Source organism: Castellaniella sp. WN, assembly GCF_054457555.1.
In genome coordinates, this window is record NZ_JBTKZC010000001.1 from 1,207,153 (window position 1) to 1,233,125 (window position 25,973).

Sequence of the window (25,973 nt, forward strand, 5' to 3'; positions counted from 1 at the left end):
AACTCTCTCGCAAGGAGTGTTCATCATGCATCGAGCCATCCACACACCGTTGCGCATCGCGCTGCTGGCCGCCGGCCTGGGCTGCGCCGCCTTGCTCGCCCCCGCGACGCAGGCCGCCGGCCCGCGGGCGCAATCCCAGTATCAGCAGGACGTGGCGCGCTGTCACAGCACGCCGGGCATCGACGTGCAAGCCTGCCTGAAGGAAGCCGGCGCCGCCGCCCAGGCCGCCCGCCAGGACACCCTGACCCAGCCCTCGGCCCAGGACGAGTTGCGTAACCGCAGCGAACGCTGCGACCGCCTGCCCGCCGACCAGCGCCAGGACTGCATGACCCTGATGAACGACGCCAATGCGCGCATGCAGGGCTCGGTCCAGTCGGGCGGCGTGCTGCGCGAAACCACGATTACGATCCCGGCGAATTAAAGCCCCCACGCTGCGCAGGCTTCGCCCGCTTGCTGCCCCCCGAGGGGGCGCGTTTTGCCTTGGGGCGGCCCGGCGGCAAAACTCCTACAACTCCATCTGCATGCCCATCTCCACCACGCGATTGGGCGGAATCTTGTAGAACCGGGTGCTGCGGCTGGCATTGCGCGCCATGAAAGCGAACAAGTGCCGCCGCCAGCTCTGATGCCATGGCAGCCGGCGCACCACGATCACGGTCTGGCGCGACAGGAAATATGAAGTCTGCATGGGATCCAGGTTCAGTTCCGGGACCTCCTGGCCGATCTGCTCCACCACCTGGGGCACGTTCGGCTCCTGCTTGAACCCCCACCGGGCCACGGCCTGCCAGCTGCTGCGGCTCACCCGTTCGATCCGCAACCGCTCGTCGAACGGCACGTAAGGCACGTCGGCCACCTCGATCGTCAGGAACAGCGCCTGCTCGTGCAGCACCTTGTTGTGTTTCAAATTGTGCAGCAGCGCGGGCGGCACCGTGCCGACGATCATGCTCATGAACACCGCCGTGCCCGGCACGCGGGTCGGCGGATAGGCCTCCAGGGATTCCATGAAGCTGGCCAGCGGCTGCTGATCCCCCGCCAGCGTGTCGTGCATCTGCTGCCGCCCCTGCTTCCAGGTGACCATCAGCGTCAGCAGGCCGATCCCCACCACCAGCGGCAGCCAGCCGCCCTCGTGCAGCTTGAGGGTGTTCGAGGCGAACAGCAACACGTCGATCAGCAGGAACAGGGCAATCAGGGCCAGCCAGGCCAGGCGGCGCGTGCCGCGCGCGTCGCGGGGCAGCACGGCGAACGCCAGCAGCGAGGTCATCAGCATCGTGCCCGTGACGGCGAAGCCGTAGGCGTGCGCCAGACGGTCGGACGAGCCGAAGGCCAGCACTAGCACCAATACCGCGATCAGCAGCAGCCAGTTCACGCGCGGCAGGTAGATCTGTCCTTCCTCGCGCGCCGAGGTGTGCTGGATCACCATGCGCGGCCAGTAGCCCAGTTGCACGGCCTGGCGCGTCACCGAGAACGCGCCCGAGATCACGGACTGCGAAGCGATGACCGTCGCCACCGTCGCCAGCCCGACCAGCGGAATCAGCCCCCAGTCGGGCGCCAGCAGGAAGAAGGGGTTGCGGATGGCTTCGGGGTCGCTGAGCAGCAACGCGCCCTGGCCGAAATAACACAGCACCAGGGCCGGCAGCACCACGGCGAACCAGGCGCGACGAATGACCGAACCGCCGAAATGCCCCATGTCGGCGTACAGCGCCTCGGCCCCGGTCAGCGCCAGGACCAGCGCGCCCAGCGCCAGAAAGGTTTCCCAGGGGGCGTCGCCGATGAAGCGCAGGGCCCAGACCGGATTGACGGCCCGCAGGACCTCCGGCTGGCTGACGATGCGCCAGGCGCCCAGACCGCCCAGCACCAGGAACCAGCACAGCATTACCGGGCCGAAGAGCTTGCCCACGGCTCCGGTGCCGCGCGACTGGAACATGAACAGGGCCAGCAGCACGACCACCGAGATCGGCACCACCCAGGCGTCGAACCTGTGCGACACGATGCCGATGCCCTCGACGGCGGACAGGACGGAAATCGCGGGAGTGATCATGCTGTCGCCGTAGAACAGGCTGGCGCCGATCAGCCCCAGCAGGGCCAGGCGCCAGCGGGCCTGCCCGGACCGGCCGCGCAGGGCGAGCTCCATCAGGGCCAGCGTGCCGCCCTCGCCCCGGTTGTCGGCGCGCAGGATGCAGGTCACGTACTTCAGCGACACCACCAGAATCAGCATCCAGAACAGGATCGACAACACCCCCAGGATATGCTCGACGTCGGGCCGGCCCGCGCCCGACAACGCGACCTTCATGGTGTACAGCGGGCTGGTGCCGATGTCCCCGTAAACGACGCCCAGGGCGCCAATCAGCAAAACCGCCCGCGGATTGTCTTTCTGCATGTTCGTACCATGTGCTATTCGGCCCGCGTCAGGCAGGCGCCCAGCCGAGGGCCGGGGAAAACGAGGGAGACCCGCGTGCCGGGAAACGCGGGCCGGCTGGCGATCTTCCACCAGGCGCCGTGGGCGCGCGCGATCTCGCGCACGATGGCCAGCCCCAGACCGGAGCCGCCCTGGCCCGCGTCGGCCGCGCGGTAGAAGGCCTCGAAGACGCGATCCAGGTCCTCGGCCCGGATGCCGGCACCGTCGTCCTCGACGGAAAACGAAGGCGGGTTGGCCATGACACGCAGCACGATGCGGCTCGCTCCCCGTCCGTATCGCAGGGCGTTGTCGATCAGGTTGCCCAGCAGTTCCCCCAGCAGCACCGGATCACCGTCCACCCGGACCACGGCGTCGGGCGCCACCAATTGCAGGTCGACGGACCGGTCGCGGGCGCGGCCCAGCCATTCCGCGCCCGCCTGGCGCATCCATTCGCACAGGTCCAGGCGCACGAAGCTGTCCCGGGGACGGACCGCATGCTCGGCGCGCGCCAGCACCAGCAATTGCTGGCCCATGCGGATCATGTGATCGGTCACGGACTTGATGCGCCCGGCGCGCATGCGGATGTCCTCGGACAGATCCTGGCCGAGCATGAGCTCGGATTCGACCTTCAGGCCTGCCAGAGGGGTGCGCAACTGGTGTGCCGCATGGCCGATGAAGCGGCGCTGGGCCTGGACCGAATCGTCCAATCGCACGAGCAGGTCATTGAAATGGAGGACCAGGGGCGCGATCTCGCTGGGCAGACCGGCCAGGTCGAGCGGCTGCAGGTCTTCGATGGAACGCTGGCGGATGTCGTCGGCCAGGCGGTTGATGGAAGCCAGTTCGGAGCGGATGCCGGAAATCAGCACCCAGACGAACAGCGCCACCAGCAGGCCCTGGGTCAGCATCATGGCCCAGAACAGGTCGCGCAGCAGCCAGGGCTGAGGACGGATCACGCCCGTCATGAACCAGGTGGCCAGCAGGTCGATGGCCACCAGGATGAAAAAAGCCGGCAGCAGCCGGCGCACCAGACGGCGGGCGAGCGAATCCCGGGGCACCAGGCGCTCGACCAGGCCCGGCGCGCGATCGGAGCGCGGGCCGAGCACGAGGGACTCAGGCGGCACGGTCGACGTCAAGCAGGTAGCCGAAGCCGCGCACCGTCTGGATGCTGGTCCCGGTGCCATCGAGCCGCTTGCGCAGGCGATAGACATAGACTTCGACCGCGTTCTCGCTGAAATCGGCATCCCAGGCCGACAGGGAATTGACGATCTGCTGCTTGGTCACCACCCGGCCGGGCCGGGCCATCAACATTTCCAGCACGGACAGCTCGCGCACGGACAGCGCCAGGCGCTTGCCGTCCACCCGGATCTGACGGCCCACGGTGTCGAAGGACAGGGGGCCGCATTCGAGGATGGTCTGGGCCTGACCCGCGCGCCGGCGGGCGAGCGCCCGCACCCGGGCGGCCAATTCGGGCAATTCGAAAGGCTTGGTGACGTAGTCGTCGGCACCAGCGTCCAGGCCCGCGACCCGGTCGTCCAGCCCGTCGCGCGCCGTGAGGATCAGCACCGGCGCCTGGGAACCGCTTTCGCGCAGCCGCCGCAAGACTTCCAGGCCGCCCAGGCCAGGCAGGTTCAGGTCCAGCAGCAGCAGGTCGTAGATCTGGCCAGCAAGCGCGCCTTCGACGCGGTCGCCGGACTGCAGCCAATCGACGGCATAGCCCTGGCTGCCCAGGAATTCCTGCAGGGCGTGGCCGAGGGTGGCGTCGTCTTCGATGACCAGGACTCTCATGACGGTGATTCTAGCCTGAAGCGGTCACGCCGCGTCATCGCTGAAGAGCCTGCGTTACATAATTGACGATTTCTTGAATGCGTGAAGCACTCCGGCCCGAGGGCCGGAGCTTCTCCGCCAACAGGCGGGGGACCTTTGGCACCGGATGGGGATGGCCTCGCTCGACCTCTCCCTGACGGGCGAGGCTTGCGCTTTGGCGCGTGGTCAGCCGCCGCGCGCGGCGGCGGGCGGCGACGCGGGTGGCTGTGAGGACGCGCCGGGGGCCGGCGACGGTGGCGAGGCCGGCGCGGCGGGCGCCGGCATGGAGGAGGAACCCCCGGGCGCCACGGCGCCCGGGGACGCCTGCCCCGGCGTGGTGACGAAGCCCAGACGCTTCATGCCCGCCTGACGGGCAGCCCCCATGATCCTCGCCAGCAGGCCGTAGCGGGTCTCCACGTCGGCGCGAATGCGGACCTCGGGCTGGGGATCGGCCCCGGCCTCGCCGGCGAAGCGGGCGGGCAACTCTTCCTCCGTGATCGGCTGCTCGTTCCAGAACAGCGCCCCGGACGGGTCGATGGCGAGATCGATCACGACGGGCTTCTGCTCCACCGGCTGGGCCGTGACCTGGGGCACGTTGATGCGGATCGAGTGGCTGAGCAGGGGCGCCGTGATGATGAAGATCACCAACAGCACCAGCATCACGTCGATCAGCGGCACCATGTTGATCTCGGACATGGTGGTGCCCGGCCCTTTGGAATCGAAGCTGCCGAACGCCATGTCAGGCTCCCCGGTGGCTGGCCAGGCTGATGGTCCGGCCGCTGCGCTCGTGGCTGCCGTCGGCCACCTGCTGGCCGGTGGCCAGGAAGGTGAACAGGTCATGCGCGAAGGCGTCGAGCTGCGCCAGGTAGACGCGGTTGACGCGCACGAAGGCGTTGTAGCCCAGCACGGCGGGAATGGCGACCGCCAGGCCCAGTCCGGTCATGATCAAGGCCTCGCCCACCGGGCCGGCGATGCGGTTGATGGTGACGCCGTCGGTCATGCTGATGCTCAGCAGGGCGTGATACACCCCCCACACCGTGCCGAACAGGCCCACGAACGGCGCGGTCGAACCCACGGACGCCAGCACCGTCAGGCCGTTTTCCAGGCGCGCGGTCTCCTCGTCGATGACCTTGCGAATGGTACGCGTCACGAAAGCCGCCGTGGAGCCGCTTTCCTCCAGCTTGAGCGCGCCGTACCTGGTGTGGTGCTTCTGGGCGTGAATGGCATGGCTGGCCAGGTGGGCGAAGGGCTCTTCCGCTCCATGCGTGGAGATCTCGTTTTCCACCTGCTCCAGGGAACTGGCGGCCCAGAATTCCGACAGGAACTTCCTCGACCGGCGGCGGATGCGCAGATGCGTCAGTCCCTTGGCCAGAATCAGGTACCAACTCGCCAGGGACATCAGCATCAGAAAGACGAACAGAGACTTGCCCACCACATCGCTCTGGCCGATGAAATGCAGCACACCCCGGCCGCCCGTTTCCACGACCCCCGACGCCAGCGCCACCTGGGCGGCCTCCGCCGCGGCGTCGGTGGCCGCCGACACGGCCGGCGCCACGTTCGCGGCGGCCTGGGCCGCATCCGTCCCCACGGCCTGGGCCAGCGTCAGCGCCGCGCTCCCGATCAGATCAAGCATCATGTTCCTGTCCTATAAGACGAAATCGAAAGGAATGTCCACCAGCGCCTTGTACGCGATCCCGTTTTCCGTGTACGGACGGAAACGCGCCTGGCGCATGGCATCCACCGCCGCCTCGTCCAGGCGCGCATGTCCCGACGAAGTACGCACCGAGACATCGGCCACCTGGCCCAGCGGAGAAATCAGCACGCGCAGCACCACCCGCCCCTGCTCGCCCCGGCGCTGCGAAACGCGGGGATATACCGGGCTGGGCCGCTTGCCCAGGTAGTCCACCTGACCGATGGTGCGGGGCCGGTCGGGGTCCACGGGCACCTGCTCGCCGCGCGCCGCAGACGCCTGCCGCGCGCCGCCCGCCGCGGCGGTGTCCCGCGCAATGCTGACCTGCGGCGCGGGCGGCGACGGCAGGGGCTTCGGCGGCGCGGGCCGGGGCCGAGGCTTAGGCTTGGGCTTTGGTTCTGGCCGCGGCTTGGGTTCCGGCGGGGGCGGCTCGGTGATGGACTCGGGTTCGGGCGTCTCGACGACCGGCTCGAGTTCCGGTTCTGGCTCGACCACGGGCTCGGGCTCGGGCTGGACGACCGGCTCGGGCTCGGGCTCCGGCTCGGGCGGCGTTTCCACCGGCGGCCGGGACTCGGCCGCGGCCACCGGCTCGGGTTCGACCGCCGGCCCCAGTTCCACGAACTGCACGTCCAGCGCCTCGGGCCGGCCCTGCGCGACCTCGACCACAGGCGCCGACAGCACCATGGCCAGCACGGCCGCGTGCAGGCCCAGGGCCACGCAGGCGGCGACGATCTTCAGCGGGGAAAGGCGCGAGGAAAAACCGGAGGGCATGGACCAGCGGGCGGCGGAAAGAGAGGACAAGATCTTAGCAGGAATGATAACGGTTCTCAATACAGAAACCGCTATCAAAGGACATTCGACCCTTCAGGAAACAAAAAATCACATTTTTCATGAAACTTGAAACCGCAACAGCCTGTCCCTTCGTTCTGGAGACCGGATCCGGACCGGGCAGATCAACCAGAATCAAAGGCCGAACGACACCATGTCCAAACACCTCGCATTGTGGGCCGCCGCATTGTGCGCCCTGAGCTTCCAGACCGCCGCACTGGCCGCGGAGACCGCGCCCGCCGGCATCTACCTGTCCACCGACTATCCTTCCCTGACCCTGAAGGCCGGCGAGACCTCGACCATCGCCCTGCATCTGCGCAACCGCGCCACGCCGCCCGAGCGGCTGACGCTGTCCGTGGACGGCGTGCCCGCCAGCTGGAAGGCCGACCTGCTGGGCAATGGCCGCCCGGTCGGATCGGCCATGCCTGGAAGCGATGATACGCTGCCCTTGCAGCTGCGCCTTGACATCCCGCAAGGCGAGGCCCGATCGCACCATACGCTCACCGTCCATGCCGACGGCGCCCAGCGGCGCCTGAGCCTGCCTATCGACATCACTCTGGCGGACCAGCTGCCCGCCCAGTTGTCGATTCAGCCCGAGTTGCCGCAACTGACCGGGTCGGCCCGCACCGCCTTCGATTACCAGTTGACGGTGAAGAACGCCAGCGGCCGCGACGTCCTGGCCAGCCTGTCGGCGCGCGCCCCGCAGTACTTCGACGTCTCCTTCACCGAGGGCTACGGCACCCAGCAGATCAGCGCCGTCCCCGTGAAGGCCGGCGAATCCAAGACCGTCAAACTGCATGTGCGTCCACCCGCCTCGGCGCAGTCCGGCGAGCACGAGATCCAGGTCGAGGTCGCCGCCGACAGCGCCAAGGCGTCCACGTCCCTGAAGCTCGACATCACGGGTCAGCCGTCGCTGGACCTGGCGGGCCGCGACGGGCTGATGAGCACCGACGCTCAGATCGGCGACACTCGCGACATGCCCCTGGTGCTGCGCAACAGCGGCACCGCCGCCGCCCAGGACATCGCGCTGGACGGCACGGCGCCTTCGGGCTGGAAGATCGAGTTCGAGCCATCCCGCGTCGCTCTCCTGGCGCCGGGCAAGACGACTGAAGTCCAGGCCCGCATCACACCCTCGGCCCAGTCCCTGGCCGGCGACTACATGGTCAAGTTGCACGCGCGGTCGGCCGGCCAGTCGGCCGACGGCGACCTGCGCGTTTCGGTGACGACGTCCGGCCTGTGGGGGGTCAGCGGCGCCATCCTGATCGCCGTGGCCCTGCTGGCGCTGCTCGGCGCGGTCGCCCGGTACGGCCGTCGATGAACAGGCCATCCATCATGAACGCGTCCGCATCCCCCCTCCCGCCCTTGGACACCCCCGCCATCGACGCCCTGGGGCTGGGCAAGGACTATGGCCGCCGCACCGTGGTCCATTCCCTGAATTTCCAGGTGCGGCCCGGCGAGGTCTTCGGCCTGCTCGGCCCCAACGGAGCTGGCAAGACCACCACGATCCTGATGCTGCTGGGCCTGACCGAGGCCACGCGCGGCCAGGTGCGCGTGCTGGGCGAGGACCCGTGGCGCAATCCGCTCGCCGTCAAGCGGCAGGTCGGCTACATGCCCGATTCGGTCGGCTTCTACGACCACCTGAGCGCGCGCGACAACCTGCGCTACACCGCCCGCCTGCTGGGCATCCCCAGGACCGAGCGGGACGAGCGGATCGCCGATGCCCTGGAGCGTGTCAGGCTGCTGGACCGCATCGACCAGCGCGCGGGGACGTTCTCCCACGGCATGCGCCGCCGTCTGGGCCTGGCCGAGATCCTGTTGAAACGGGCCGCCATCGCCATCCTGGACGAACCCACCTCCGGCCTGGACCCGCAATCCACCGAAGCCTTCCTGCGCATGATCGAATCCCTGCGCGACGACGGCGTCACCGTGCTGCTGTCGTCCCACCTGCTCGACCAGATGCAGCGCATCTGCGACCGGGTCGCCCTGTTCAACGCCGGGCGCATCGCCCTGATGGGTCCGGTCCGAGACCTGGCCCGCCAGGTGCTGGGCGGCCACAGCCACGAGGTCCACATCCACGCCGACGGCCCCGACCTGCGATCCGTCCTGGGCGCCGTCCTGTCCAAGGAACTGGCCGACCATCTGGGCAGCGCCCGCATGCGGCTGCTGGAGTGGCTGGTCGTCCTGACCGCGGCGGCCGCCCTGTACGGCGCCATCGAAGGCATCCGCCAGACGACCTCGTCGGATCCTTTCGTCTTCCTGCGCCTGTTCACCGACGCGCGCGCGCCGCTGCCCTCCTTCGCCGCCCTGCTGGGATTCCTGATCCCGCTGATCGCCATCGGCCTGGGCTTCGACGCCATCAACGGCGAATACAGCCGCCGCACCCTGAGCCGCATCCTGTCGCAACCCCTCTACCGCGACGCACTGCTGCTGGGCAAGTTCCTCGCCGGCCTGGCCGCGCTGGCCATCAGCCTGGTCTGCCTGTGGCTGCTGGTCATCGGCGCCGGCCTGATCCTGCTGGGCGTGCCCCCCAGCGGCGAGGAGGTGGTCCGGTCCCTGGCGTTCCTGGCCGCGGCCCTGGCCTACGCCGGCGTCTGGCTGGCCGTCGCCCTGCTGTGCTCGGTGGTGTTCCGTTCGGCCTCGACCTCGGCCCTGGTCGCCCTGGGCCTGTGGCTGTTCTGCGCCCTGCTATGGCCCATGCTGGCCCCCGCCCTGGCCCAGGCCATCGCCCCGCCCGACCTGGCGACCCTGATGGGCGGCGGACTGGATTTGCATGCCGTGGCCTGGCAAAACGGCCTGCTGCACGTCTCGCCCGCCACCCTGTTCAACGACACCGCCATCACCCTGCTGAGCCCGTCCACCCGCAGCCTGGGACCGGTGTTCCTGTCGCAGCTGCAGGGCGCCCTGCTGGGCAGCCCGTTGCCCTTGTCGGAAAGCCTGGCCATCGTCTGGCCACAGTTCACGGAGCTGATCGCGGCGGTCGTGCTCCTGTTCACCCTGGCTTATATCGTGTTCCAGCGGCAGGAAGTGCGGGCCTGAGGACGCCGAAAGCCGGTTGACGCACTCGCCTCGGGCGCCGTCTGCCGGCGCTTCGATCACTGGTCCCGGGTGATGGTCAGCGCGGAGAACGACTGCGAAGTCGGCATGACCTCGATCGCGTTGATGTTGACGCGCGGCGGCAGGGAAGCCACCCAGGCGACCGTCTCGGCGATGTCGTCCGGGCCCAGCGGATGAGCGCCGGTGTAGACCGAATCCGCCTTCTGCCGGTCGCCCCGGTAACGCGTCAGGGAAAACTCGGTGTCGCCGCACAGCCCCGGCTGCACGTCCGTCACCCGGACCCCCGTGCCCGCGAGATCGGCGCGCAGGTTGCGGCTGAATTGCGCCACGAAGGCCTTGGTGGCGCCATAGACGTTGCCGCCCGGATAGGGGTATTTGCCGGCCACCGAACCGATGTTGACGATCAGCCCGCGCTTCCTGGCCACCATGCCCGGCAGGAAGGCGTGCGTCATCAGCGCCAGGCCGGTGACGTTCGTGTCGATCATCGTCCGCCAGTCCCGCAAGGCGGCCTCCTGGGCCCTCTCGATCCCGAGGGCCAGGCCGGCGTTGTTGACGAGCACATCGATGTCGCGCCAGTTCTCGGGCAGGGATTCCTTCATGGCGGCGATCGCCTGCTCATCCCGGACGTCCAGGGACACCGGCAGCAGCGCCTCGCCGTACTTTTGTTGGAGCTCCAGCAGGGGCTCCATCCGGCGCGCGGCGGCGATCACCCGATAGCCGTCGCGCAGGAAACGTTCGCAGATCGCGCGGCCGAAGCCCGCGGACGCCCCGGTGACCAGGGCGATGGGTCGTTGTGTGGAATCGTGCATAAGTCCTCTGGATGTTCCGCTTTCACGCCGGCCTTCAAATTTGCGATGACTGCCTGAGCCTTCGGCGCAATATATTCTATCCTTGACGAATCGCCCTCGGCGTCCCGCCAAGACTCTTGGCGCAAAGCGTCGAAGAGGCCGAAAGATTGCGTCAAGTCAATATCTCCCGATCTGCCACGCATAGAGTAGGAATTCAGCGAAACGCCTCTTATCCGGGAACCTTCCCCCGATGGGATCGGGGTGGTCGAGGTCCGGCATCCGGATACCTGACCACTCTCCACAAGGAGCAGGCAATGAAGAAGACCTCTCTAGCCATCGCGGTCGCCGCCTTCATGTTCTCCGCCGGCCCGGCATGGGCTCAATCGGGAAACGGAAGCCCGGCAACGGTGGAATCGAAATCGAGCGCGCCCGAGGTCGCCGACTTCGACAAGCGCATGGAAACGATCCAGGACAACATGCGGAAAATGGAAGGCCAGATGAAGGAACTCCAGATGGCAAAGGATGCCGATGCGCGTGAACGCCTACTCCAGGCGCACTGGGACGTCATGCGGGACACGATGAGGCTCATGCATGATCCGCAAGGACCGGGCCCGCTGGGATGCTGCGCCTTCGGCCGGCAAGGCGGACGCCACAGCCCGATGCAACCCGGACAGCGGGAAGGCTGGAGAGAGATGGGCCGCTATTACTCCGGCATGACGGATGCGCAGGTAAAAGAGCATCAGTACATGATGGAGCAGTACATGGGCATGCAGCAATCACTGATGCAGCAAATGATGTGGCATCAGATGATGCAGCGCCAGTCAGCGCAGCCGCCGGCCAATCGCTGAGCGCTTCGGGAAACGGCGTCAAAGACGCCGACGCACCGGACAAGGACGGAAGGGCATCCAAGATGATGACACCGATGAAGCACGCCGCCATGCAAATACCGGAACACTGCTGGGTGGCGGTATGCGACGGCGGACAGGCGCTGCTGTTGCGCAACGAGGGAACCCTCCATCATCCCGACCTGGCTACCGTCTGGGCATCGTCCCGCCGGCTGAAACCGACGCACCAGCTCGGGACAAGCCGGCCGGGACGCTTCGTACAGCCATTCAGCGTTGCGCGCGGCGCTCTGGAACAGACGGATCTCCATCAGAAAATGGAAACCGATCTGCTGCGCATGCTGGTCGCGCGCCTGGGCCGCGCAATCAGCGCCAGGGAGGCCGACCAGATCATCGTCGTTGCCTCGGGGAAAGCGTTGGGATGGTTGCGAAACAACATGCCCCCGGCAGTCAGGCATGCCGTCGTGGGCGAAGTGAACAAGGATCTGACGCATTTCCCGCCCGCGGGCATCCAGCGGCGCCTGAATCCCTGAATCGCGGCGGATCGTGCGCGAACGACATCGGACCCGCTGAAAGCAAAAAACCCGCAAGACTGAACGTCTACGCGGGTTTCGCTTTTCGATGTCGGAGGACATCGTACTGAATCGGACTTCTTAAAACTAAGAAGTGGTGCAGGAGAGGCAACGAACACTTAGTGTTCATGCGGTTCTTCGCGCCTTAGATTTCAACAGATACTCAAACAGGTACTCAAAAACGCAGGCTTGGAGTTGTCCACAGCCCTTTCGCTGCCACTGTTGTTGTCAGGATACACGGCGCCTCCCGCACAACATTTCTCAGGGCGGCAACTGGTGCCGGAGTGGGCGGCATTTCCTGCCGGGGTGGGCGGCGGCATTTGCCGGGGTGACGCAAGGCCAGGAGAACCGTGACGGCCAATCCAAGTCCAGGCATGCATCCACCAGTCACAGAAACATTGCCCAGACGGCGCTTACTCCGGGGAGCTCACTGTATTTAAGAGAAGTCATGCGGCCTCATGGTGCTCGCTGACGTAGGCAAAGGCCACGCTCTGCGTTCGCATTGCCTACGTATTCCGAACGCTCCTGCTACATAGTGGCGTGACATCCGCGTGACAGGGCCGTGACAGGCGCCTGCGAAATCACCTGCAGCGGGTCGCCTTCCCCGCGAATGCCATAGCCCCGGATGCGCCACCCATATACCCCTTCACAGCCATGGACTTGGTGTAGGTGGCAATACCGGCTGATGGGTCGATCTGGTAGACCTCCATCGTCGTGATCGCATCGCCCCTGGAAAACGAAAGCGCCATGAACTGGTCCACCTGGCGGGTCACCATGCCGGATATCCCCGTGGTGCTGTTGTCGCCATCCAGCCGCAGCATGATGGGGGTGCTGATACCATCCTCTGCTGGCTTGTAGGCATCGCCCTGATGGAAAGACACGCCACGCAGATCCGTGATCACCCAGCAGCTTGCCGGGTAGCCCTGCGCATGCACCTGACCTGCCAAGCAGCAGATCACCACCACCGCAGCAATTGCCTTCATTCCACACCCTCGACGTCATGGCCGCCAGCAGGACCTGGCACACGCTGACAGAGTATCCCTGCCATCTGTCTGCTGCCAAGCCGACCATGCCCCTTCGAAGCCCCTCGAATGTCCCCTCAATGTCCCTGGGACATATAGGACTTGTCTCCAGGGATAACCAAGGGACACCATTCCAATGAATTTCCAAAGGAACTCCGTTGGAAATCCACTGGAACGCTACTAGTTTTCCGCCGGAATGTCCGGGCCCAGTCTAAGTCCTAAGTCTTTGGGATTGCCATATCAGCCTGATGAAACAATCTATTGGCGCTTTCCGCCCAGGTAATCCAATCCGGCTCTTGCGGTGTCTGCCCCAATGAGCGCGCCACAACATAATCGGTCACCGCAAGCGCCAGTTTTCGTACCTCTAGGCCCAGATTCTTTTGCATGGTGGGCACGGAGCCAGATGTGCACGCCGTCAATCTCTGCTGGAAGTTCTTGAAAAAAAGAACCTCAGCAAGATACAAAGACCGATCTTGATTTCCGGTCGAAAACGCATGCAACTGCACTATGTGCCCATGCAATTCAACCGTCAGTGTAGTCATGTCGTAAGCCGCGGCGTGCGCCTGTTCGGATCGATCCTGATCGCGCTCCTGGCGCCTCGTCAGCCTTTCTTGCTCGGACAAGCGAATCGCGACTACCAAGGCCAGCACGGAGCCACATGCCTGCACCCAGGCGGCCCACTGTCCGCTGTCTGCTGGCCAGTTCAGCAAAAATACCGCGACCAGAACAACGCTGGCCACCTTCACCCAACAAGGTATGTTTTTGAAATTCATCGCAGAGACCCCTCTTCGCCAGCTCGGCACGGAGGAAATCATACCGTCCCACCGCTCCCACGTAACTCACGGGCTCTCTCTATCCTGACCTCGGAGGCAAGCCCACGCCCAACACCACGACATTCCTAGGACGGCAATGGCCTCTCAGCCCGATTTCGAGCAGCTTGGGGTTCTCCGGTTTGAAACCGGAGAAATCGACGGACGGGGCCAGTAGCACTGCAGGGGGCGGTGGAATGCCCCCCTCCTATGGGCGCGCTGATGCGGTCAGTACAACTCTCAGCCGTCGACCACCTGTTCCTGCTCAGGTGCCGGCAACTCAACGTACCGCAGCATACGCTCCTGAGCACGACTGTGGCGGCGGTTCCTGGCAAGGCGCCGCCCGATTGCCAGGATCAAGGGCTCATACAAGCACAGCGGATGACTGTTTGGCTGTTCGACCTCCCAGGCCAGATGAGCAATCATTTCATCAATGCGCGGCAACTTTGAAACATCGATGCCCGCCCCATCTACGATGGTTTCCATACTCATGGTGTATCTCCTTTGTGATGGTCAGATCCAGCATGGTCTGAATATCTGCTGTTGTCGATCACAGCGCCACCCCATGCATGTGCCGACCATCACGGTCCAGGTATGGCCGGAGACGCGCCATCTCGCGCGCCAGCAGGGTCGGATCAATGTCGGGCCCAACATAGGCCGCCTTCCTTTCGGAGGACAGCATGTAGGCAGGAACATGCCGGTACTGGCCGGTCTCCAAAGGTTTGAGCGGATATTTGGCCCGCTGAAATCGCTTGCTCAGCGCCTCAATATCGCGCTCGATGACGTCGGCATCCCGCTTTCCTGCCTCAGTCAGCGGCATAGGTTCACCGGGGCGCACATGCTCCCATGCGAACCGATCCGCCAGGACCTCATTTACCAAAGCCACCTTGCGCCGAAGTGCATCAAATTCGAGCCCCACTTCACGAATCAGATCAAGAGGACTGAAATTGTCTCGGAAGTGCCCAATCTCGTGCCAGACGATGAAAGGGAAAATTTCGCTGTTGCGCAGTGCCGACCAGTCACACTCCGGCCTCCCCTTGCCGGCCGCCCGTACGGCCCCGGTATCCAACTTGTTGATCAAGTACACATAGGCCTTTTCCTGATAATCCTGATCGGGCAGGGTCACATCGTTCAACGTGGGCATAGCCCAGTAATTGATCTGGCCCCAGGCGCTGCCCATATCCTCCACAGAAGTCAGGTTCAGCGGATTGCCGGAATGCTCCTTGCATAAGTCTGCAAGTTGCCGATACTGGGCATGGCTCAGAGTGATGGTGGTATCGGTCTGTGTGCCGGTGATGAGGTAGGGCTTATACATGACGCCCCCCAGCGATGATGGCGGCCAGTTCGCGGGCAAAGGCCTGATTGAAGGCGTCCATGCGCTCGCTGACGACAGGCAGGCCGGAGCAATGAACAACGCAGCGATCGTCACGCCAGCAGGCCAGGGACAGCCTTGTGGCGCCAGAGAACCACTGCCTTGCAGCACGGCGGGCGGCTTTTTCGGTTTGAGGGAACGTGTGCGCAGAATGCGCGGGAATGGGTAATGCAGCCATGATTGGCTCCTTTGACGGTTGAACCGCCCGCACCGTCGCCAAACGATGGTGGGCAGCGAATAGCGGGGTTGGCGAACCGGCGTCAAAGGAAACCGGCGCATCCGAAGATGCCCCCACCATCGCTGCCCATAGGGATGCCATGGCATGCGGAAACACAAACGCCACCATGGATAGGTGGCGGATGCTCCGCCTTTGACTGAACAGGTCGCCAAACCCGACCGCAACTGTCTGTCGCGATAGGGCCATTATGCGCTAGAGTAGGTGCTTCGGCAACAGACCCGATAGATCCAAGGGAGACATGAATGGAAGACACACCCGAACAGGCCCTGGATAACCTAATCGCTCTTTTAGCGAAACAAGCAGCAAAGGAATACCTGGAAAACCCAAACTACTATCTGGAAAACGAAATCCCACCGCTACCTGAAGAACTGCACAACCGTCCCAAGCCCATCGCACGAGACCCCAGCGGCAACGTCCTTTTGCGCCTCAAGTAGCGAGGGCAACCACCCTGGGGCCGCCTCACCACCCGCGTTTCAAACGCAAGTGGCCCGCACCGTAGCAGAGCAAACATAGCCTGGCGGTAGAATGGCCCTACCGAGGCCCTTGCAAAGGGAGTAGCTCTCCATGCCAAAGCTCGATCTCACCAAACCGCCCATGACAGCAGAAGAGAGCCAGCGGCTGCTGAACGCAGAAGATGGTCGACTAAGAATGGTCGCATTCTGGAAGGGCTTCCTTCTGTTTCTCGCGGCGGCTGGTGTGTTCGTCATTCTCTTGCGGGGATGCGCGGGCGAGCTGTCTGCCTTCTTCCACTAAGGTTCGCCAGTTCGTTTGCCATGATCGCCGCAGTCGATGGGTTCATCTGCGTTGTACGCGTCAGGTTTTCGACGCTCCGGGGGGATACTAGCGCCCGCGCCAAGAGCTGCGCCATCGAGGGAATGCCCACCAAGGCCGTCGCCGCCATGTAGGGATTGCCCATCCCCAGCGCCATCAACCCGCCCCCTACCTGAGCAGCCAACCGCACATCGGCGCCTGTGCCGCTCGGGTTCGCCAGCGCCCGAGAACTGTCCCGCATGATGTTGGCCGCCCCGGCCAGCTTGCCCATTGCGTCCTCGATCCCATCGACGCCCAGCCGCCCAAACAAGGTTTTGCGGGCCTCGGGTGACATGCGCGCCCAGTTCGTCAGAAACGTCTCGGGGGAGAACACATCGCCCAGGTCGTTCTGTCTCCCCGGGGTGGCCCGCCCAAGGCGGCGCAACACTGCAGCAGCCATATCCCGCCGATTCTGCTTGGGCAACGCATCGAACACGCGCTTGAGAACCGTGTTTCCTTCGCTGGTGCCACTCATGGCGGCCTGGAAAATCTTCTCCGGGCCGTCCTTGTTCATGATGACGGACAGATCATCCAGGCGCTGCATCTGCTGGCGCGTGAAGGAATTTGCCCATTCCCACGCCTCCTGAGCTTGCGGCCCTGCCGCCTTCGCTGCATCCCCAAGATCATCGGACAGCGCGGCGTACAGGGCTTTCCACTTCGAGCGTGGCACGTCGGAGGTGAACCCCTGATCCGCCAACTGCTCTCCCACCAACGTGCGCAATTTCTTGATCGCCTCGTAGGGCAGCGTAGCCTGGGACAGATCAGGCTTGGGCGGATTGAACAGGCTACCGCCTGCCGGAATCTGCGCGCGAGCAGATCGCTCCAGGTCTTCGCTCAGGGCACCGCTCAAGCCGCCGATCTTGGCGTTCCTGAACAACAGGGAAACTGATTCAGCATCCTCGATATCGGCTGTCAGGCTTTTGAGGGCCTCCTGCGTGCGGTTGACGCTGATCGGAGTGGTGCCGGGCAGGTAATCATCGAGCGCGCCGTACAGGTGCCCCTGCATCTTGCGAAAGCCCTGTTTGAATCCCTCAAGGCCTTTTGCGATGGACTCGCCCGCATCGACCGCACCCGTGGAGGGGGAAAGGCCGCGCGCCACATCTTCGACGCTGCCGCGCAAGGCATCCACCTGAGACTCAACCTTGCGGGTCATGATGCCGGTGCTGCCCAAGGTCTTGCCAAGCTGATTCTCAGCGCCCTGGACGATCATGCGGCCCGTGGCCTGCCCAACTGTCGGTTCTTGCCCGGTGGCCTCTCGGAACTGTCGCGCGCGCTCCAGCATCACCTGCCGGCCTGCTTCACTACCCCGAACCAGCCCACGGGCAGTCGTCGCAGCCGCATATGGTGCCATCGTGGGCAACAGGCTGGCGGCCCCGCCGATCATCATTTGCTGGCCCGGCGTGAAGCCGGTTTCTCTGGCAGATGAGGCTGCACCGCTGCCTGATGCTGCGCTGGCGGTCTGGGTGCCCCTGTAGCTGGAAAGCATGTCTCCGATGGCCTGGGCAGTGGGAGATACCGCCCGGGTCAGCAGTTTTCCAAGACCCACTGCACCGCCCGCACCCGCCATCGAACTTGCCACATCCTGGGAAATGCGTTCTGTCGCTCCCACTGGTTTGGGCAGTCCGAAGGCGTCCAACGCGTCGGAAAGGTGCATCTCCGGTAGCCCGGCGGCGCGGGCCACGGGATTGACCAACATTTCAGGGAAAGCGGATAGACCCGTGAGGCCGGCACGTAACGTGAGTCTCCCCTGACGAAAGAGCGATTCTGGCAGGCTGCGCTCCTGCCCCTGCTGCGCAGGCTGCGGAGCTGTCGCGCCGGTGTGCGACATTTCGACGTGATAGCCACCATCCGGCAGATACTCACCACGCACGCTTCCTTGAGACGGTACGGTTCCCACTGAAGCAGCAGGCGACTGCGCGCCGCCCATGTTGCTCTTGATGGCAGCCACTATCTGGTCATCCGTCATATCGTCGGGAAACTCCACACCCCCGAAGCCTGGAACCTCGATGATCTGCGGCATTATTCGATCCTCCCAGTTGCGGGGTTGAACCGCCGGGCGGCCTTTTGCCCGCTAATAGGAGCAGCCGCCTTGGCCTTCAGCCGGTCCTTGGCAGCCACCACAACATCCTTCAAGCTCTTCAGAGCATCCCTGAACTGCTCCGGCGTTTGTGCCCTGCTCAGATTCCCCAGAGACGCCTCGGCCTTTGCCCCTTCCGGCTCGGTAATTGCGCCGCCACCCTTGAGGTCTTGGTATGCCCGCAAGAATACTTGTCCCTGCAGTTGCTCCCGCTTTGCCTCAAAGTCGATGGCATCAGGAACGAGAGGCGCCTTCTGGCCGAGATACGGCCCTACAGCAATGTCCAGGCCCCGATGATCGAGAACGGTGTCGATGGTGGAAAGCATGTTATCCACCGCCGCCAGGGCCTCAGGAGCGTTGATCTTGGTTTCCGCCAGAGACCTCCCGCGTTCCTTACCGCTGGCTTCAGCCTCGGCCACCGCGCCGCGCACACCGGGGTCTGCCGTAACGGGCATCAGCGGGGCGCCAGTGTTCGGGTCAGTCAGAATTTCGACCCCGCCCGGGCCAACCCGGAAGAAGCCGGCCGTACTTTGATTCGGTGCCGAATATGCCCCACTGTTGTAGCTGCGGACTGAATTGGCGACGGAAACATCTTGCCCGCGCCGTTGCAGAGCCAGAGATTGCTGCTGATATGGCGACATGAACCGCGGATCAACCGTTTCCCTGAGGATGCGCTGATACTCCGGATCGTCAGATCGAAGGCCGGCAGCCAGCAGGATGCGCTGAATTTGCGTAGGCTCGCCTTGCCGCAGGACAGACTCCATATACTTTTCTGGCCCCAAGGCCCGATACGCCATGAGGGACTGCTGAGCATCACGCCCAGGCAGCAACGGCATCACCGACTGCCCAGACAGTGCCCGGCCGAGTTGGGCGGCGTTTTCATTAATAGGTCTGGTGGGTCCCCCGGCGGGGCCAGCACCCTGCACCTGCCCTTGATCTGGCTGTGACGTCACGGGGAGGGCCTGGGCACTACCATTGTCCAGCGCCGCGGCAAGCTGTTGGGGGGAAGGGTTGAACCCGAACAGGGAAGCGTCATGGTCCTGCTGGTCCTTCTGCAGGTCCGCCATCCGGTCCGGAATCGAGTTCATGGCCCGGCCGCCTACGTAGGACTTCAGCAATTGACCCACATACTGTGCCCACGAAGGCGCGACGTAATGTCCAGAGACCATCTGGCCTTGGGGCATCTGTGACCCATCTTCCATGAGCGCACGGCCCATCTGCGCAGCGCGATCCAGTTCGAATTTCTTACGCTGGAGGTCCGGGGCCAGCAAGGGAGGGGTAAAGGCGTTGGTCATGTCATTCCTTCGTGACGAGGGTAGAGGGTGTGGCGGTTTTGGGTTCGTCTTGCTCGTAGCGGGCCGCCCACATGAATACCTCCGGGTGCTCACGCTCAGATCGATCAATCAAGGCATCTACTGTTTCACCAGGCTCGCGCTCGATGAACAGGTCCTCCGGAAGGTCTGTCCGGAAATGGCCTGATCTGAAAATATTCGCTCCCAGCCCAATGGGTTTGCACTCAATAGGCCCTTCATGGCTTGGCTCTAAGGCCAGGTAGACGATGGTGATGGGGTCCTCAACATCCCCGTGCACCCGCTCAAGCTTCGAAAGCCTTTTGTCCATCGGGTTCATGATTTCCTCGCTGCGCTTTCAAGCGCTTCAATCCGCTTTTCCAGGTCCCCGACTTCGATCATCTTCCCCAAGGCCACGAGAACGTAAGTGAGCTTGGTCCCGATCGCCGGGTCGACACCGCCGTGCTTCATGCTGCGGTAAACACGCGCCAGCTCTGACCGCACGTGCTGCGCCGTCTTCAGCGGCAGGCGCCTTTCACGTTCAGGGGTAGGCAGGCTGCTATCTGCTGGCCCATCAACCCCTGCGGACGATTCAGGTGTGCGTTTCTGCGCCACTACTGGCCCCCTCTTGCTCAAATTCGGCGCAATATTCCGCGCTCAGGTCAGCAGTTGCCCGTGCGTAGGCCGTTTCGTACATGAGGTCGGCATGCTCATGATCGGAGAAATCCGCCAGGTAATGAGTCAGGTGAGCTATCCGGTCGTTCAGCATCAACAGGCGACGGCGCAAGGTGGCGATGGTCTTTTGCGCCTGCACGTCGCCCGACTCCACCAAGCCGAATTTTTCTGCAAGGTACCGTAGGTGAACGGGATGAAGCGCAACACGATCGGTACTCCCGCCCCCTTCCTGCTCGAGCACAATCAGGCCGCCCCCACTGCCATCGTCTACATGCTCGATGGTCAGGCTCGGGATCTGGTCGCTGGTGCTGCCGCTCATGCGGCCTCCTGGGCATGCTGCTGGTCCGCAGTAGCCGATCTGGCATTGTCGGCCTCGAATGCCACAAGCCAGTCAAACCCCTGCTTGAACAGATCCTGCACCACCGCTCCAGGCAAGGGGGCCAGCGATAGGTATGGCGCCGCCTCAAACATGGAGCAAGCAATAGCTTCATCCCTGCTGCAAGGCTTCTCGTCCGCCAGCCACGCGCCGGCCGTCAACGCTCCGGCACGCACACAGGCCTCCCTGAGGGCATAGTGCCCTGCATGCTGGTGCTCGCCTTGTAAGACTTGGGCGCTGGCCAGAGCAGCCAAATGACCATAGGGGTTGCGCACCGCTGTTGCAAAACCCTGAGGCATTACCGTCGCTCCACCCAGGCCAAACGCCCATTGGGCAGCTTTTCGGGTCGCCAGTTGAAATAGTGCCCCGTGCGGGTAAGCGCGCTACGGATCGTGTTCGGCTTGACCATGAACCGAGCGGCCAAGGCCTCAGTGGACAAGCGGGTGACAGAATTTTCGGTGGTGTCTTGCATGGCAACGACCTACAAAATCAGCGTGATGAGATCGCCGAGGCAAGCCGAGTAAATGCCCCAACGCTTCAACACCGCTGTATTGATTTTGTTCTGGTCTAATTCTGGTGGACACCTCGATAGGGGATAATCCTTCCCAACGAGAGCCAGCAAGATATGACCCGTATTCGTAGAAGTTTTGACGCCGCCTTCAAGCTCCAAGTGGCGCAGATGATCCGAGAGCAAGGCCTGAGCGTGGGCCAGGTTTGTCGCGATCTGGACCTGATTGACAGCGCAGTGCGCCGCTGGCTGGCCCAGTACGACGCCGAACAATCAGGCCAGGTCGGGATCGGCAAGCCGCTGACGCCCGAGCAGCAGCGCATCCGCGAGTTGGAGCGTGAGAACCTGCGACTGCGCGAGGACGTATCACTGCTAAAAAAAGCATCGGCCTTCTTCGCCCGGGAACTGAAGTGATCCAGAAACTGATCGATCAGTGGCAGAAGAAGGCCAGCACTGCCCGTCTGTGCCGGTTGTTGGGTGTCAGCCGCTCTGGCCTGTATGCTGCCCGCCACCGGCAGCAAGCGCCGCGAGCCTGTGCATTGAGTACGCCCCTGCAAGCCGCCTTCCTGGCCAGCGGTGGCAACTACGGCAGCCGTCGGCTGTCTGCGGCGTTGAAGGCTCAGGGTCTGGACGTCGGCCGTTACCGTGTCCGTGGGTTGATGAAACAGCACGGCCTGCGGGCGCGCTGGAGGCGTAAGTTCGTCCACACCACCGACAGCCGACATGATCTGCCGGTGGCCGCCAACATCCTGGATCGGCGCTTCAATCCCAGGGCGCCTGACCAAGCCTGGGTGGCTGACATCACCTACATCCGCACTGGGCGCGGCTGGCTGTATCTGGCTGCTGTGCTGGACTTGTACTCGCGCAAGGTCGTCGGCTGGGCGATGGCGCCCAGCATGCCTGCTGAGCTCGTATGTGCGGCCTTGCGCATGGCCATCGCACTGCGCCAGCCCGCGCCCGGCCTGATTGTGCATACCGACCGTGGCAGTCAGTACGCCAGCCAGGCCCACCGGGATCTGTTGGATCGTCACGGCTTGATTGCCAGCATGAGCCGCAAGGGAAACTGTTGGGATAACGCCGTGATGGAACGCTTCTTCCTGAATTTGAAGATGGAGCGAGTCTGGCAACGAAACTACGCCAACCCCGCTGAGGCAGTCACTGACATCAACCACTACATCGTCGGCTTTTACAACACCCATCGGCTGCACTCCACTCTCGGATACCGATCACCAACCGACTACGAGAAAGCCACTACCTGAAACGCCCTATCGCGGTGTCCACAAAAACTTGACCACGACAATTTCGGCTGTCGCCAGCTTATGCCCCGAAAGGGAACTTAACGGCCTAATTTCCCTTTTTCTTGCTGGGCGGGATGATCTCCGCTATGCGCAGTTGCTTGCGGATAGTGGCTGGAGACACCTTGTCGCCCAGCCGTTGCTGAACAATGCCCGTTATTTCGCGCGCTTCATGACCTTGCAACGTACGCCCAATTTTTATGATTTGTTCTACATCAACTCGGGGTTGTCTCGGCCTTCGCGAATTTTCACTAATACGGCGCCGCTGCTCAATGAGTTCGCGGGAAGAGTACCGCGCCAGTAGATATATGACACGCTCATTGACTTGCCCCGCAACAAAGAGCGCGGCGATCTTCCGCATCGCATCGTTGGGAGACACGGCGGCGAAATCCGCTGACCTCTTAGCACAGTCGACTTTCAGGACCTCTCCGCTGATTGCGATCGCGACGTCCAGATTCATCATTTCCTGCCTCAACGTTACCCGCGCATCCTCCACTCTTCTCCTCCTACAGATCCTCCGGATGATCAGGATAACCGGCAGCGTCCCGGCGCTTCTTCTGGATATGGTAGGGCGACAGCACCGCACTGGCCACCATGTCCGCACTGGGGCGGTATTCGCCGCTCTTGTCCCGGTACACCTTTGGGGTCAGCGTGCCAGACAGTGACACACCATCACCATTGCCCAGGGCCATCAGACCACTGCGGGCAGCCTCATCGAACGCGATCACACTGCACATGAGCGAATCACCGCCGGCGGTGGCCACGCGAACCATGGCGTTCACATAATCAGCACCAGACTTGCCTGTGCCGCTTTTCGGGGTGCCGTAGATCTTGCCGGCAATCAGAGCATCAATCATCGTTGCTTCCTCGGTTGGTGAATTGCATCGCAGTAGGTACGCCAGAGCGGCAATCCGTCGACGCAGCGCTGTAGGTTGTGATTTCGCCCAGCGGCAATGCACTGCCTGCAGGCCCAGTGATGGCGGTAATACGCATCAGCAGCCAGCCTCCATGGCGCATCAGGTCCACCGTTCCAGCGAGAAACGCCGTTCTCCCTGGCTCGGGAAAAGGCCTTCACGCCATGAGCAAATCCCGGTTTCCCGTTCTTCCCGTTTTCCCCGAAACGGGAAACTTCGGGGGCGCCTACTTTTCCCGTTCTTCCCGTTCCCCCTTTAGGGGGACGGGAAAGACGGGAAAGGCCGGGAATCGCTACTTGCACCATAGCCAGCCCCCCACATGAACAAGGTGGCCCGAGTTCACCAGGCTTGTGATGGCGGCCCGCGTCCGTTCTGTCTGGCGTTTCGCCTCACACGTCAGCATGGGGGCGATCTTCGCAACGGCGTCATCCAGCCGAACAGTGGGCCGCCCCTCGGGCAATTCATCTGGAGCATCAACCGGGCGAATGTCGCCAGCCTCTCGCAGCATGGCCCCCAGCGTGTCCCACGCGACCTTGGCGTTACCTCCCTTGGGCCCTTTCGGCAGCCGCGCCCTTGGCGCCTCGCTGGTCTCGACAACGCAGGCGCCAATGATTTCCTGGCCATCGCCCATTGTGTGAAGGACAACACGCTCCAGCGTGGCCGCATGTTCCACCGGTTCGGCATCCTTGCTCTTGCCCCCAGCATCACCGCTGGTGGAAACCGTGATCAGGTCCCCTGCCTTCGTGATGCTGACGACCACATCGCAGGCGGCGTACAAACTGGAGTGACCGCGCGCACCCCTGCCCGCATCCTTGCCCATGTGATGCACGGCCAGCACCAGGCCACCCACAAGGGCCTGCAGGCGCTGCAAGGCTGCGACCAGCACTCCCATGTCAGCACTGCTGTTCTCGTCGGTTCCGGGGCTTGCCTGGGCCAGCGTGTCGATCACGATCAGACCGCCGTCGCCACCCGCATTCAGGATGGCTCTGGCCAGATCATGAACGTCTTCTTGCTCGGTCAGCTTGAGCGTGTCCAGCACCATGGCGAACCCGTCGGGTACCTGGGCGCCGTTCTGGCGTTCCCATGCCTCGATGCGGCGCTTGATGCCGGCGCGGCCTTCCAGTCCGACATAGACCGTCTTGCAGGGGCGGGCGTCGTGGTCGAACCAGGGCAGACCAAGCGACACGCGGGCCAGCAGATCCAGGGTGACAAAGCTTTTGCCGGAGCCAGACTGCCCGATCATCAAGCCGATCCCGTTCATGGGTAACACGCCATCCACACGCCACTGCTGATCCGGCAGTCGGCGCAGATCATCACGTCCCAGCAGATGGAACCGTGGGGGGTGAACGTCGTTCGGGGGTGAACCTGGTTCGGGGGGGAATGCGGCTTTCAGTGCAGCAGCGCCTTTCTCATGCCATACGTCCCACCAGTCGCAGGCTCGACCGTCCAGTTCAGGCAGAGCCACAATGCCCCCGATCGCTTTGGCGGCGCCCTGGGCCTTCTGGCGGCCCACGTTTGGGCCATCTGACTTGATGTCGTTGTCGGCAGCCAAGATGATCCGGGCGTCTGGATGCTGGCGGCGTACGTCCCGGGCCACGGCCAGCAGGTTGCCGGCGTTGAAGGTCACACACACCGGCAGGCCTGTGGCTTCGTGAATGGCAGCGCCCGTGGCAAGGCCTTCAGCCAGCACCAGAACGGGCCCATACTGCCCGATCCAGAACCGACCGCCAGCCATGCGCCCGCCAGACAGGAACCGCTTGGCTCCATCCGGTTGGATCGTCTGCAGGCTCTGGATTTTGCCCTGGGCATTGAAGACCGGCACCAGGAGGGCCTGGCCTCGCTGGCGGGTGCCGTGGGGATCGATCGCCTTCCGGCGAAGGTACGGCGCATCGGTGGCCAGCGCCGCGGCTTCCCATTGCTGGCGGGCCTTTCCAGCTGCGGCTTCGTAGTCAGCCTCGCGGGCCGCTTCGGCATCTTTGCGACTGGCCTCGATCTGCTGGCGGAACGCCCGGGCCTCTTCCTCGGACATAGCCCGGTCTCGGGCCTTCTGCCAGGTGTATGCCTGATCGGTGCGCCAGTTGCCGAAAACCGCCCCCTGGCCATCGGAGAAGGGACGAACCCACGCAGCCCTGTTGCCCTTTGCGCCTTCAGGATCATCAAACCGGCGAAAGGTGCCAGCCTGAATATCCAGGTTCTGAGGAAGAGCCAGCCCCGCCTGTGCCATAGCCTCGACCAGGGAATCTGTGCGAATCGTCTCCATCAGCATGCACCCTGCGCCAAAGCCAGCAAATGGTATCGGGCGCACTGAGGATGCAGGTAGCCGTCCTCATCTGTAATGGATATTCGTTCGGTGGTGATGTCGTGGCCCAGGCGTCGCAGTTCGAACACCCTCGCGGGCACCTGATAAATGCCCAGACGCCGCAGCTCATAGCTGTTTTTCGGCCCAGTGCGCAGCGCCTCGATCAAGCGGTAGCGCTGTGCTTCGGCAGCCGTGGACATTGGTGAAAAGCGCGGGTTGCCGCCGATGGCTTCGCGTTGCGCAAAGCGGTCTTGATCCGTAGAATTGAGGCTGCACCCCCCAGTGCTGGCCCCCTTCGTGGGGCTTTTTCGTTCCTGCAT

At 63.9% G+C, this 25,973-nt stretch carries 30 protein-coding genes; 8 read left to right on the forward strand and 22 right to left on the reverse strand.

Annotation, left to right across the window (positions count from 1 at the left end):
* The first annotated feature begins 25 nt into the window (after positions 1 to 25).
* The gene (locus tag ACTPOE_RS05520; RefSeq protein ID WP_458871215.1) at positions 26 to 421 is read left to right on the forward strand and encodes a hypothetical protein; all 396 of its coding nucleotides are present in this window, start codon (positions 26 to 28) and stop codon (positions 419 to 421) included.
* Positions 422 to 505: 84 nt separating this feature from the next.
* Here ACTPOE_RS05520 and ACTPOE_RS05525 read toward each other — a convergent pair whose 3' ends face one another.
* From ACTPOE_RS05525 to ACTPOE_RS05550, 6 genes are all read right to left on the reverse strand, one after another.
* Positions 506 to 2,374, reverse strand: coding sequence for a potassium transporter Kup (locus ACTPOE_RS05525; protein ID WP_458871216.1), 1,869 nt, complete (start codon positions 2,372 to 2,374; stop codon positions 506 to 508).
* A gap of 14 nt (positions 2,375 to 2,388) precedes the next feature.
* Positions 2,389 to 3,525 carry a sensor histidine kinase gene (locus tag ACTPOE_RS05530; RefSeq protein WP_458871217.1) on the reverse strand — a complete coding sequence of 379 codons (1,137 nt, stop codon included), beginning with the start codon at positions 3,523 to 3,525 and terminating at the stop codon, positions 2,389 to 2,391.
* A complete protein-coding gene (locus ACTPOE_RS05535) occupies positions 3,503 to 4,177 on the reverse strand; it encodes a response regulator (RefSeq protein ID WP_458871218.1) in 675 nt (224 codons plus the stop codon). The genes ACTPOE_RS05530 and ACTPOE_RS05535 overlap by 23 nt, the downstream gene beginning before the upstream one ends.
* Positions 4,178 to 4,381: 204 nt before the next feature.
* Positions 4,382 to 4,933 carry an ExbD/TolR family protein gene (locus tag ACTPOE_RS05540; protein ID WP_458871219.1) on the reverse strand — a complete coding sequence of 184 codons (552 nt, stop codon included), beginning with the start codon at positions 4,931 to 4,933 and terminating at the stop codon, positions 4,382 to 4,384.
* Position 4,934: 1 nt separating this feature from the next.
* Positions 4,935 to 5,831, reverse strand: coding sequence for a MotA/TolQ/ExbB proton channel family protein (locus tag ACTPOE_RS05545; protein ID WP_458871220.1), 897 nt, complete (start codon positions 5,829 to 5,831; stop codon positions 4,935 to 4,937).
* Between the two features lie 9 nt (positions 5,832 to 5,840).
* On the reverse strand, positions 5,841 to 6,656 hold the full coding sequence (locus ACTPOE_RS05550; protein WP_458872764.1) for an energy transducer TonB: 816 nt from the start codon (positions 6,654 to 6,656) through the stop codon (positions 5,841 to 5,843).
* Positions 6,657 to 6,867: 211 nt separating this feature from the next.
* On the opposite strand from ACTPOE_RS05550, the gene ACTPOE_RS05555 reads away from it, so the two are divergent.
* Both ACTPOE_RS05555 and ACTPOE_RS05560 read left to right on the forward strand, forming a co-directional pair.
* On the forward strand, positions 6,868 to 8,031 hold the full coding sequence (locus ACTPOE_RS05555; protein ID WP_458871221.1) for a COG1470 family protein: 1,164 nt from the start codon (positions 6,868 to 6,870) through the stop codon (positions 8,029 to 8,031).
* Positions 8,032 to 8,045: 14 nt separating this feature from the next.
* A complete protein-coding gene (locus ACTPOE_RS05560; protein WP_458871222.1) occupies positions 8,046 to 9,749 on the forward strand; it encodes an ABC transporter permease subunit in 1,704 nt (567 codons plus the stop codon).
* Between the two features lie 56 nt (positions 9,750 to 9,805).
* On the opposite strand, the gene ACTPOE_RS05565 is transcribed toward ACTPOE_RS05560, so the two are convergent.
* Complete coding sequence (locus ACTPOE_RS05565; RefSeq protein ID WP_458871223.1) at positions 9,806 to 10,576, reverse strand: SDR family oxidoreductase; 771 nt, start codon at positions 10,574 to 10,576, stop codon at positions 9,806 to 9,808.
* Positions 10,577 to 10,869: 293 nt separating this feature from the next.
* Here ACTPOE_RS05565 and ACTPOE_RS05570 point away from each other — a divergent pair, with 293 nt between their 5' ends.
* Positions 10,870 to 11,403, forward strand: coding sequence for a hypothetical protein (locus tag ACTPOE_RS05570; protein ID WP_458871224.1), 534 nt, complete (start codon positions 10,870 to 10,872; stop codon positions 11,401 to 11,403).
* Positions 11,352 to 11,930, forward strand: a complete 579-nt coding sequence (locus ACTPOE_RS05575; RefSeq protein ID WP_458871225.1) for a baeRF12 domain-containing protein — start codon at positions 11,352 to 11,354, stop codon at positions 11,928 to 11,930. The genes ACTPOE_RS05570 and ACTPOE_RS05575 overlap by 52 nt, the downstream gene beginning before the upstream one ends.
* 620 nt (positions 11,931 to 12,550) lie before the next feature.
* Here ACTPOE_RS05575 and ACTPOE_RS05580 read toward each other — a convergent pair.
* From ACTPOE_RS05580 to ACTPOE_RS05600, 5 genes are all read right to left on the reverse strand, one after another.
* Complete coding sequence (locus ACTPOE_RS05580) at positions 12,551 to 12,952, reverse strand: hypothetical protein (RefSeq protein WP_458871226.1); 402 nt, start codon at positions 12,950 to 12,952, stop codon at positions 12,551 to 12,553.
* Between the two features lie 257 nt (positions 12,953 to 13,209).
* Positions 13,210 to 13,764: a hypothetical protein gene (locus ACTPOE_RS05585; RefSeq protein ID WP_458871227.1), complete on the reverse strand. Its 555-nt coding sequence runs from the start codon at positions 13,762 to 13,764 to the stop codon at positions 13,210 to 13,212.
* A gap of 276 nt (positions 13,765 to 14,040) precedes the next feature.
* The gene (locus ACTPOE_RS05590; RefSeq protein ID WP_458871228.1) at positions 14,041 to 14,292 is read right to left on the reverse strand and encodes a hypothetical protein; all 252 of its coding nucleotides are present in this window, start codon (positions 14,290 to 14,292) and stop codon (positions 14,041 to 14,043) included.
* A gap of 58 nt (positions 14,293 to 14,350) precedes the next feature.
* Positions 14,351 to 15,115, reverse strand: coding sequence for a hypothetical protein (locus ACTPOE_RS05595; RefSeq protein WP_458871229.1), 765 nt, complete (start codon positions 15,113 to 15,115; stop codon positions 14,351 to 14,353).
* Positions 15,108 to 15,350: a hypothetical protein gene (locus ACTPOE_RS05600; RefSeq protein WP_458871230.1), complete on the reverse strand. Its 243-nt coding sequence runs from the start codon at positions 15,348 to 15,350 to the stop codon at positions 15,108 to 15,110. Before ACTPOE_RS05600 ends, ACTPOE_RS05595 begins: the two co-directional genes overlap by 8 nt.
* A gap of 302 nt (positions 15,351 to 15,652) precedes the next feature.
* Here ACTPOE_RS05600 and ACTPOE_RS05605 point away from each other — a divergent pair, with 302 nt between their 5' ends.
* Both ACTPOE_RS05605 and ACTPOE_RS05610 read left to right on the forward strand, forming a co-directional pair.
* On the forward strand, positions 15,653 to 15,844 hold the full coding sequence (locus tag ACTPOE_RS05605; protein WP_458871231.1) for a hypothetical protein: 192 nt from the start codon (positions 15,653 to 15,655) through the stop codon (positions 15,842 to 15,844).
* A 130-nt stretch (positions 15,845 to 15,974) separates the two neighbouring features.
* Entirely contained in the window at positions 15,975 to 16,163 is a 189-nt protein-coding gene (locus tag ACTPOE_RS05610) for a hypothetical protein (protein ID WP_458871232.1), read from the forward strand.
* Here the strand turns inward: ACTPOE_RS05610 and ACTPOE_RS05615 are convergent.
* The 6 genes from ACTPOE_RS05615 to ACTPOE_RS05640 are packed head-to-tail and all read right to left on the reverse strand — an operon-like array spanning position 16,114 to position 20,936.
* Complete coding sequence (locus tag ACTPOE_RS05615; protein ID WP_458871233.1) at positions 16,114 to 18,240, reverse strand: hypothetical protein; 2,127 nt, start codon at positions 18,238 to 18,240, stop codon at positions 16,114 to 16,116. The genes ACTPOE_RS05610 and ACTPOE_RS05615 overlap by 50 nt on opposite strands.
* On the reverse strand, positions 18,240 to 19,592 hold the full coding sequence (locus ACTPOE_RS05620) for a hypothetical protein (protein WP_458871234.1): 1,353 nt from the start codon (positions 19,590 to 19,592) through the stop codon (positions 18,240 to 18,242). Before ACTPOE_RS05620 ends, ACTPOE_RS05615 begins: the two co-directional genes overlap by 1 nt.
* 1 nt (position 19,593) lies before the next feature.
* Positions 19,594 to 19,926: a hypothetical protein gene (locus tag ACTPOE_RS05625; protein ID WP_458871235.1), complete on the reverse strand. Its 333-nt coding sequence runs from the start codon at positions 19,924 to 19,926 to the stop codon at positions 19,594 to 19,596.
* Positions 19,923 to 20,201, reverse strand: a complete 279-nt coding sequence (locus ACTPOE_RS05630; RefSeq protein ID WP_458871236.1) for a hypothetical protein — start codon at positions 20,199 to 20,201, stop codon at positions 19,923 to 19,925. The genes ACTPOE_RS05625 and ACTPOE_RS05630 overlap by 4 nt, the downstream gene beginning before the upstream one ends.
* Entirely contained in the window at positions 20,179 to 20,580 is a 402-nt protein-coding gene (locus tag ACTPOE_RS05635) for a hypothetical protein (protein WP_458871237.1), read from the reverse strand. The genes ACTPOE_RS05630 and ACTPOE_RS05635 overlap by 23 nt, the downstream gene beginning before the upstream one ends.
* Positions 20,577 to 20,936, reverse strand: a complete 360-nt coding sequence (locus ACTPOE_RS05640; protein WP_458871238.1) for a hypothetical protein — start codon at positions 20,934 to 20,936, stop codon at positions 20,577 to 20,579. Before ACTPOE_RS05640 ends, ACTPOE_RS05635 begins: the two co-directional genes overlap by 4 nt.
* Positions 20,937 to 21,262: 326 nt before the next feature.
* On the opposite strand from ACTPOE_RS05640, the gene ACTPOE_RS05645 reads away from it, so the two are divergent.
* Positions 21,263 to 22,404 (forward strand): IS3 family transposase gene (locus ACTPOE_RS05645; protein WP_458871239.1). Its coding sequence is split into 2 segments (ribosomal slippage): positions 21,263 to 21,530 and positions 21,530 to 22,404, totalling 1,143 coding nucleotides; the frame shifts between segments, so codons are not numbered across the junction.
* A gap of 85 nt (positions 22,405 to 22,489) precedes the next feature.
* Here the strand turns inward: ACTPOE_RS05645 and ACTPOE_RS05650 are convergent.
* The 4 genes from ACTPOE_RS05650 to ACTPOE_RS05665 all read right to left on the reverse strand — a co-directional run bounded on the left by ACTPOE_RS05650 (position 22,490) and on the right by ACTPOE_RS05665 (position 25,973).
* On the reverse strand, positions 22,490 to 22,903 hold the full coding sequence (locus ACTPOE_RS05650; RefSeq protein ID WP_458871240.1) for a hypothetical protein: 414 nt from the start codon (positions 22,901 to 22,903) through the stop codon (positions 22,490 to 22,492).
* A gap of 43 nt (positions 22,904 to 22,946) precedes the next feature.
* On the reverse strand, positions 22,947 to 23,297 hold the full coding sequence (locus ACTPOE_RS05655; protein ID WP_458871241.1) for a single-stranded DNA-binding protein: 351 nt from the start codon (positions 23,295 to 23,297) through the stop codon (positions 22,947 to 22,949).
* Between the two features lie 349 nt (positions 23,298 to 23,646).
* Positions 23,647 to 25,620, reverse strand: a complete 1,974-nt coding sequence (locus ACTPOE_RS05660; protein ID WP_458871242.1) for an AAA family ATPase — start codon at positions 25,618 to 25,620, stop codon at positions 23,647 to 23,649.
* Positions 25,614 to 25,973, reverse strand: coding sequence for a helix-turn-helix domain-containing protein (locus ACTPOE_RS05665; protein WP_458871243.1), 360 nt, complete (start codon positions 25,971 to 25,973; stop codon positions 25,614 to 25,616). The genes ACTPOE_RS05660 and ACTPOE_RS05665 overlap by 7 nt, the downstream gene beginning before the upstream one ends.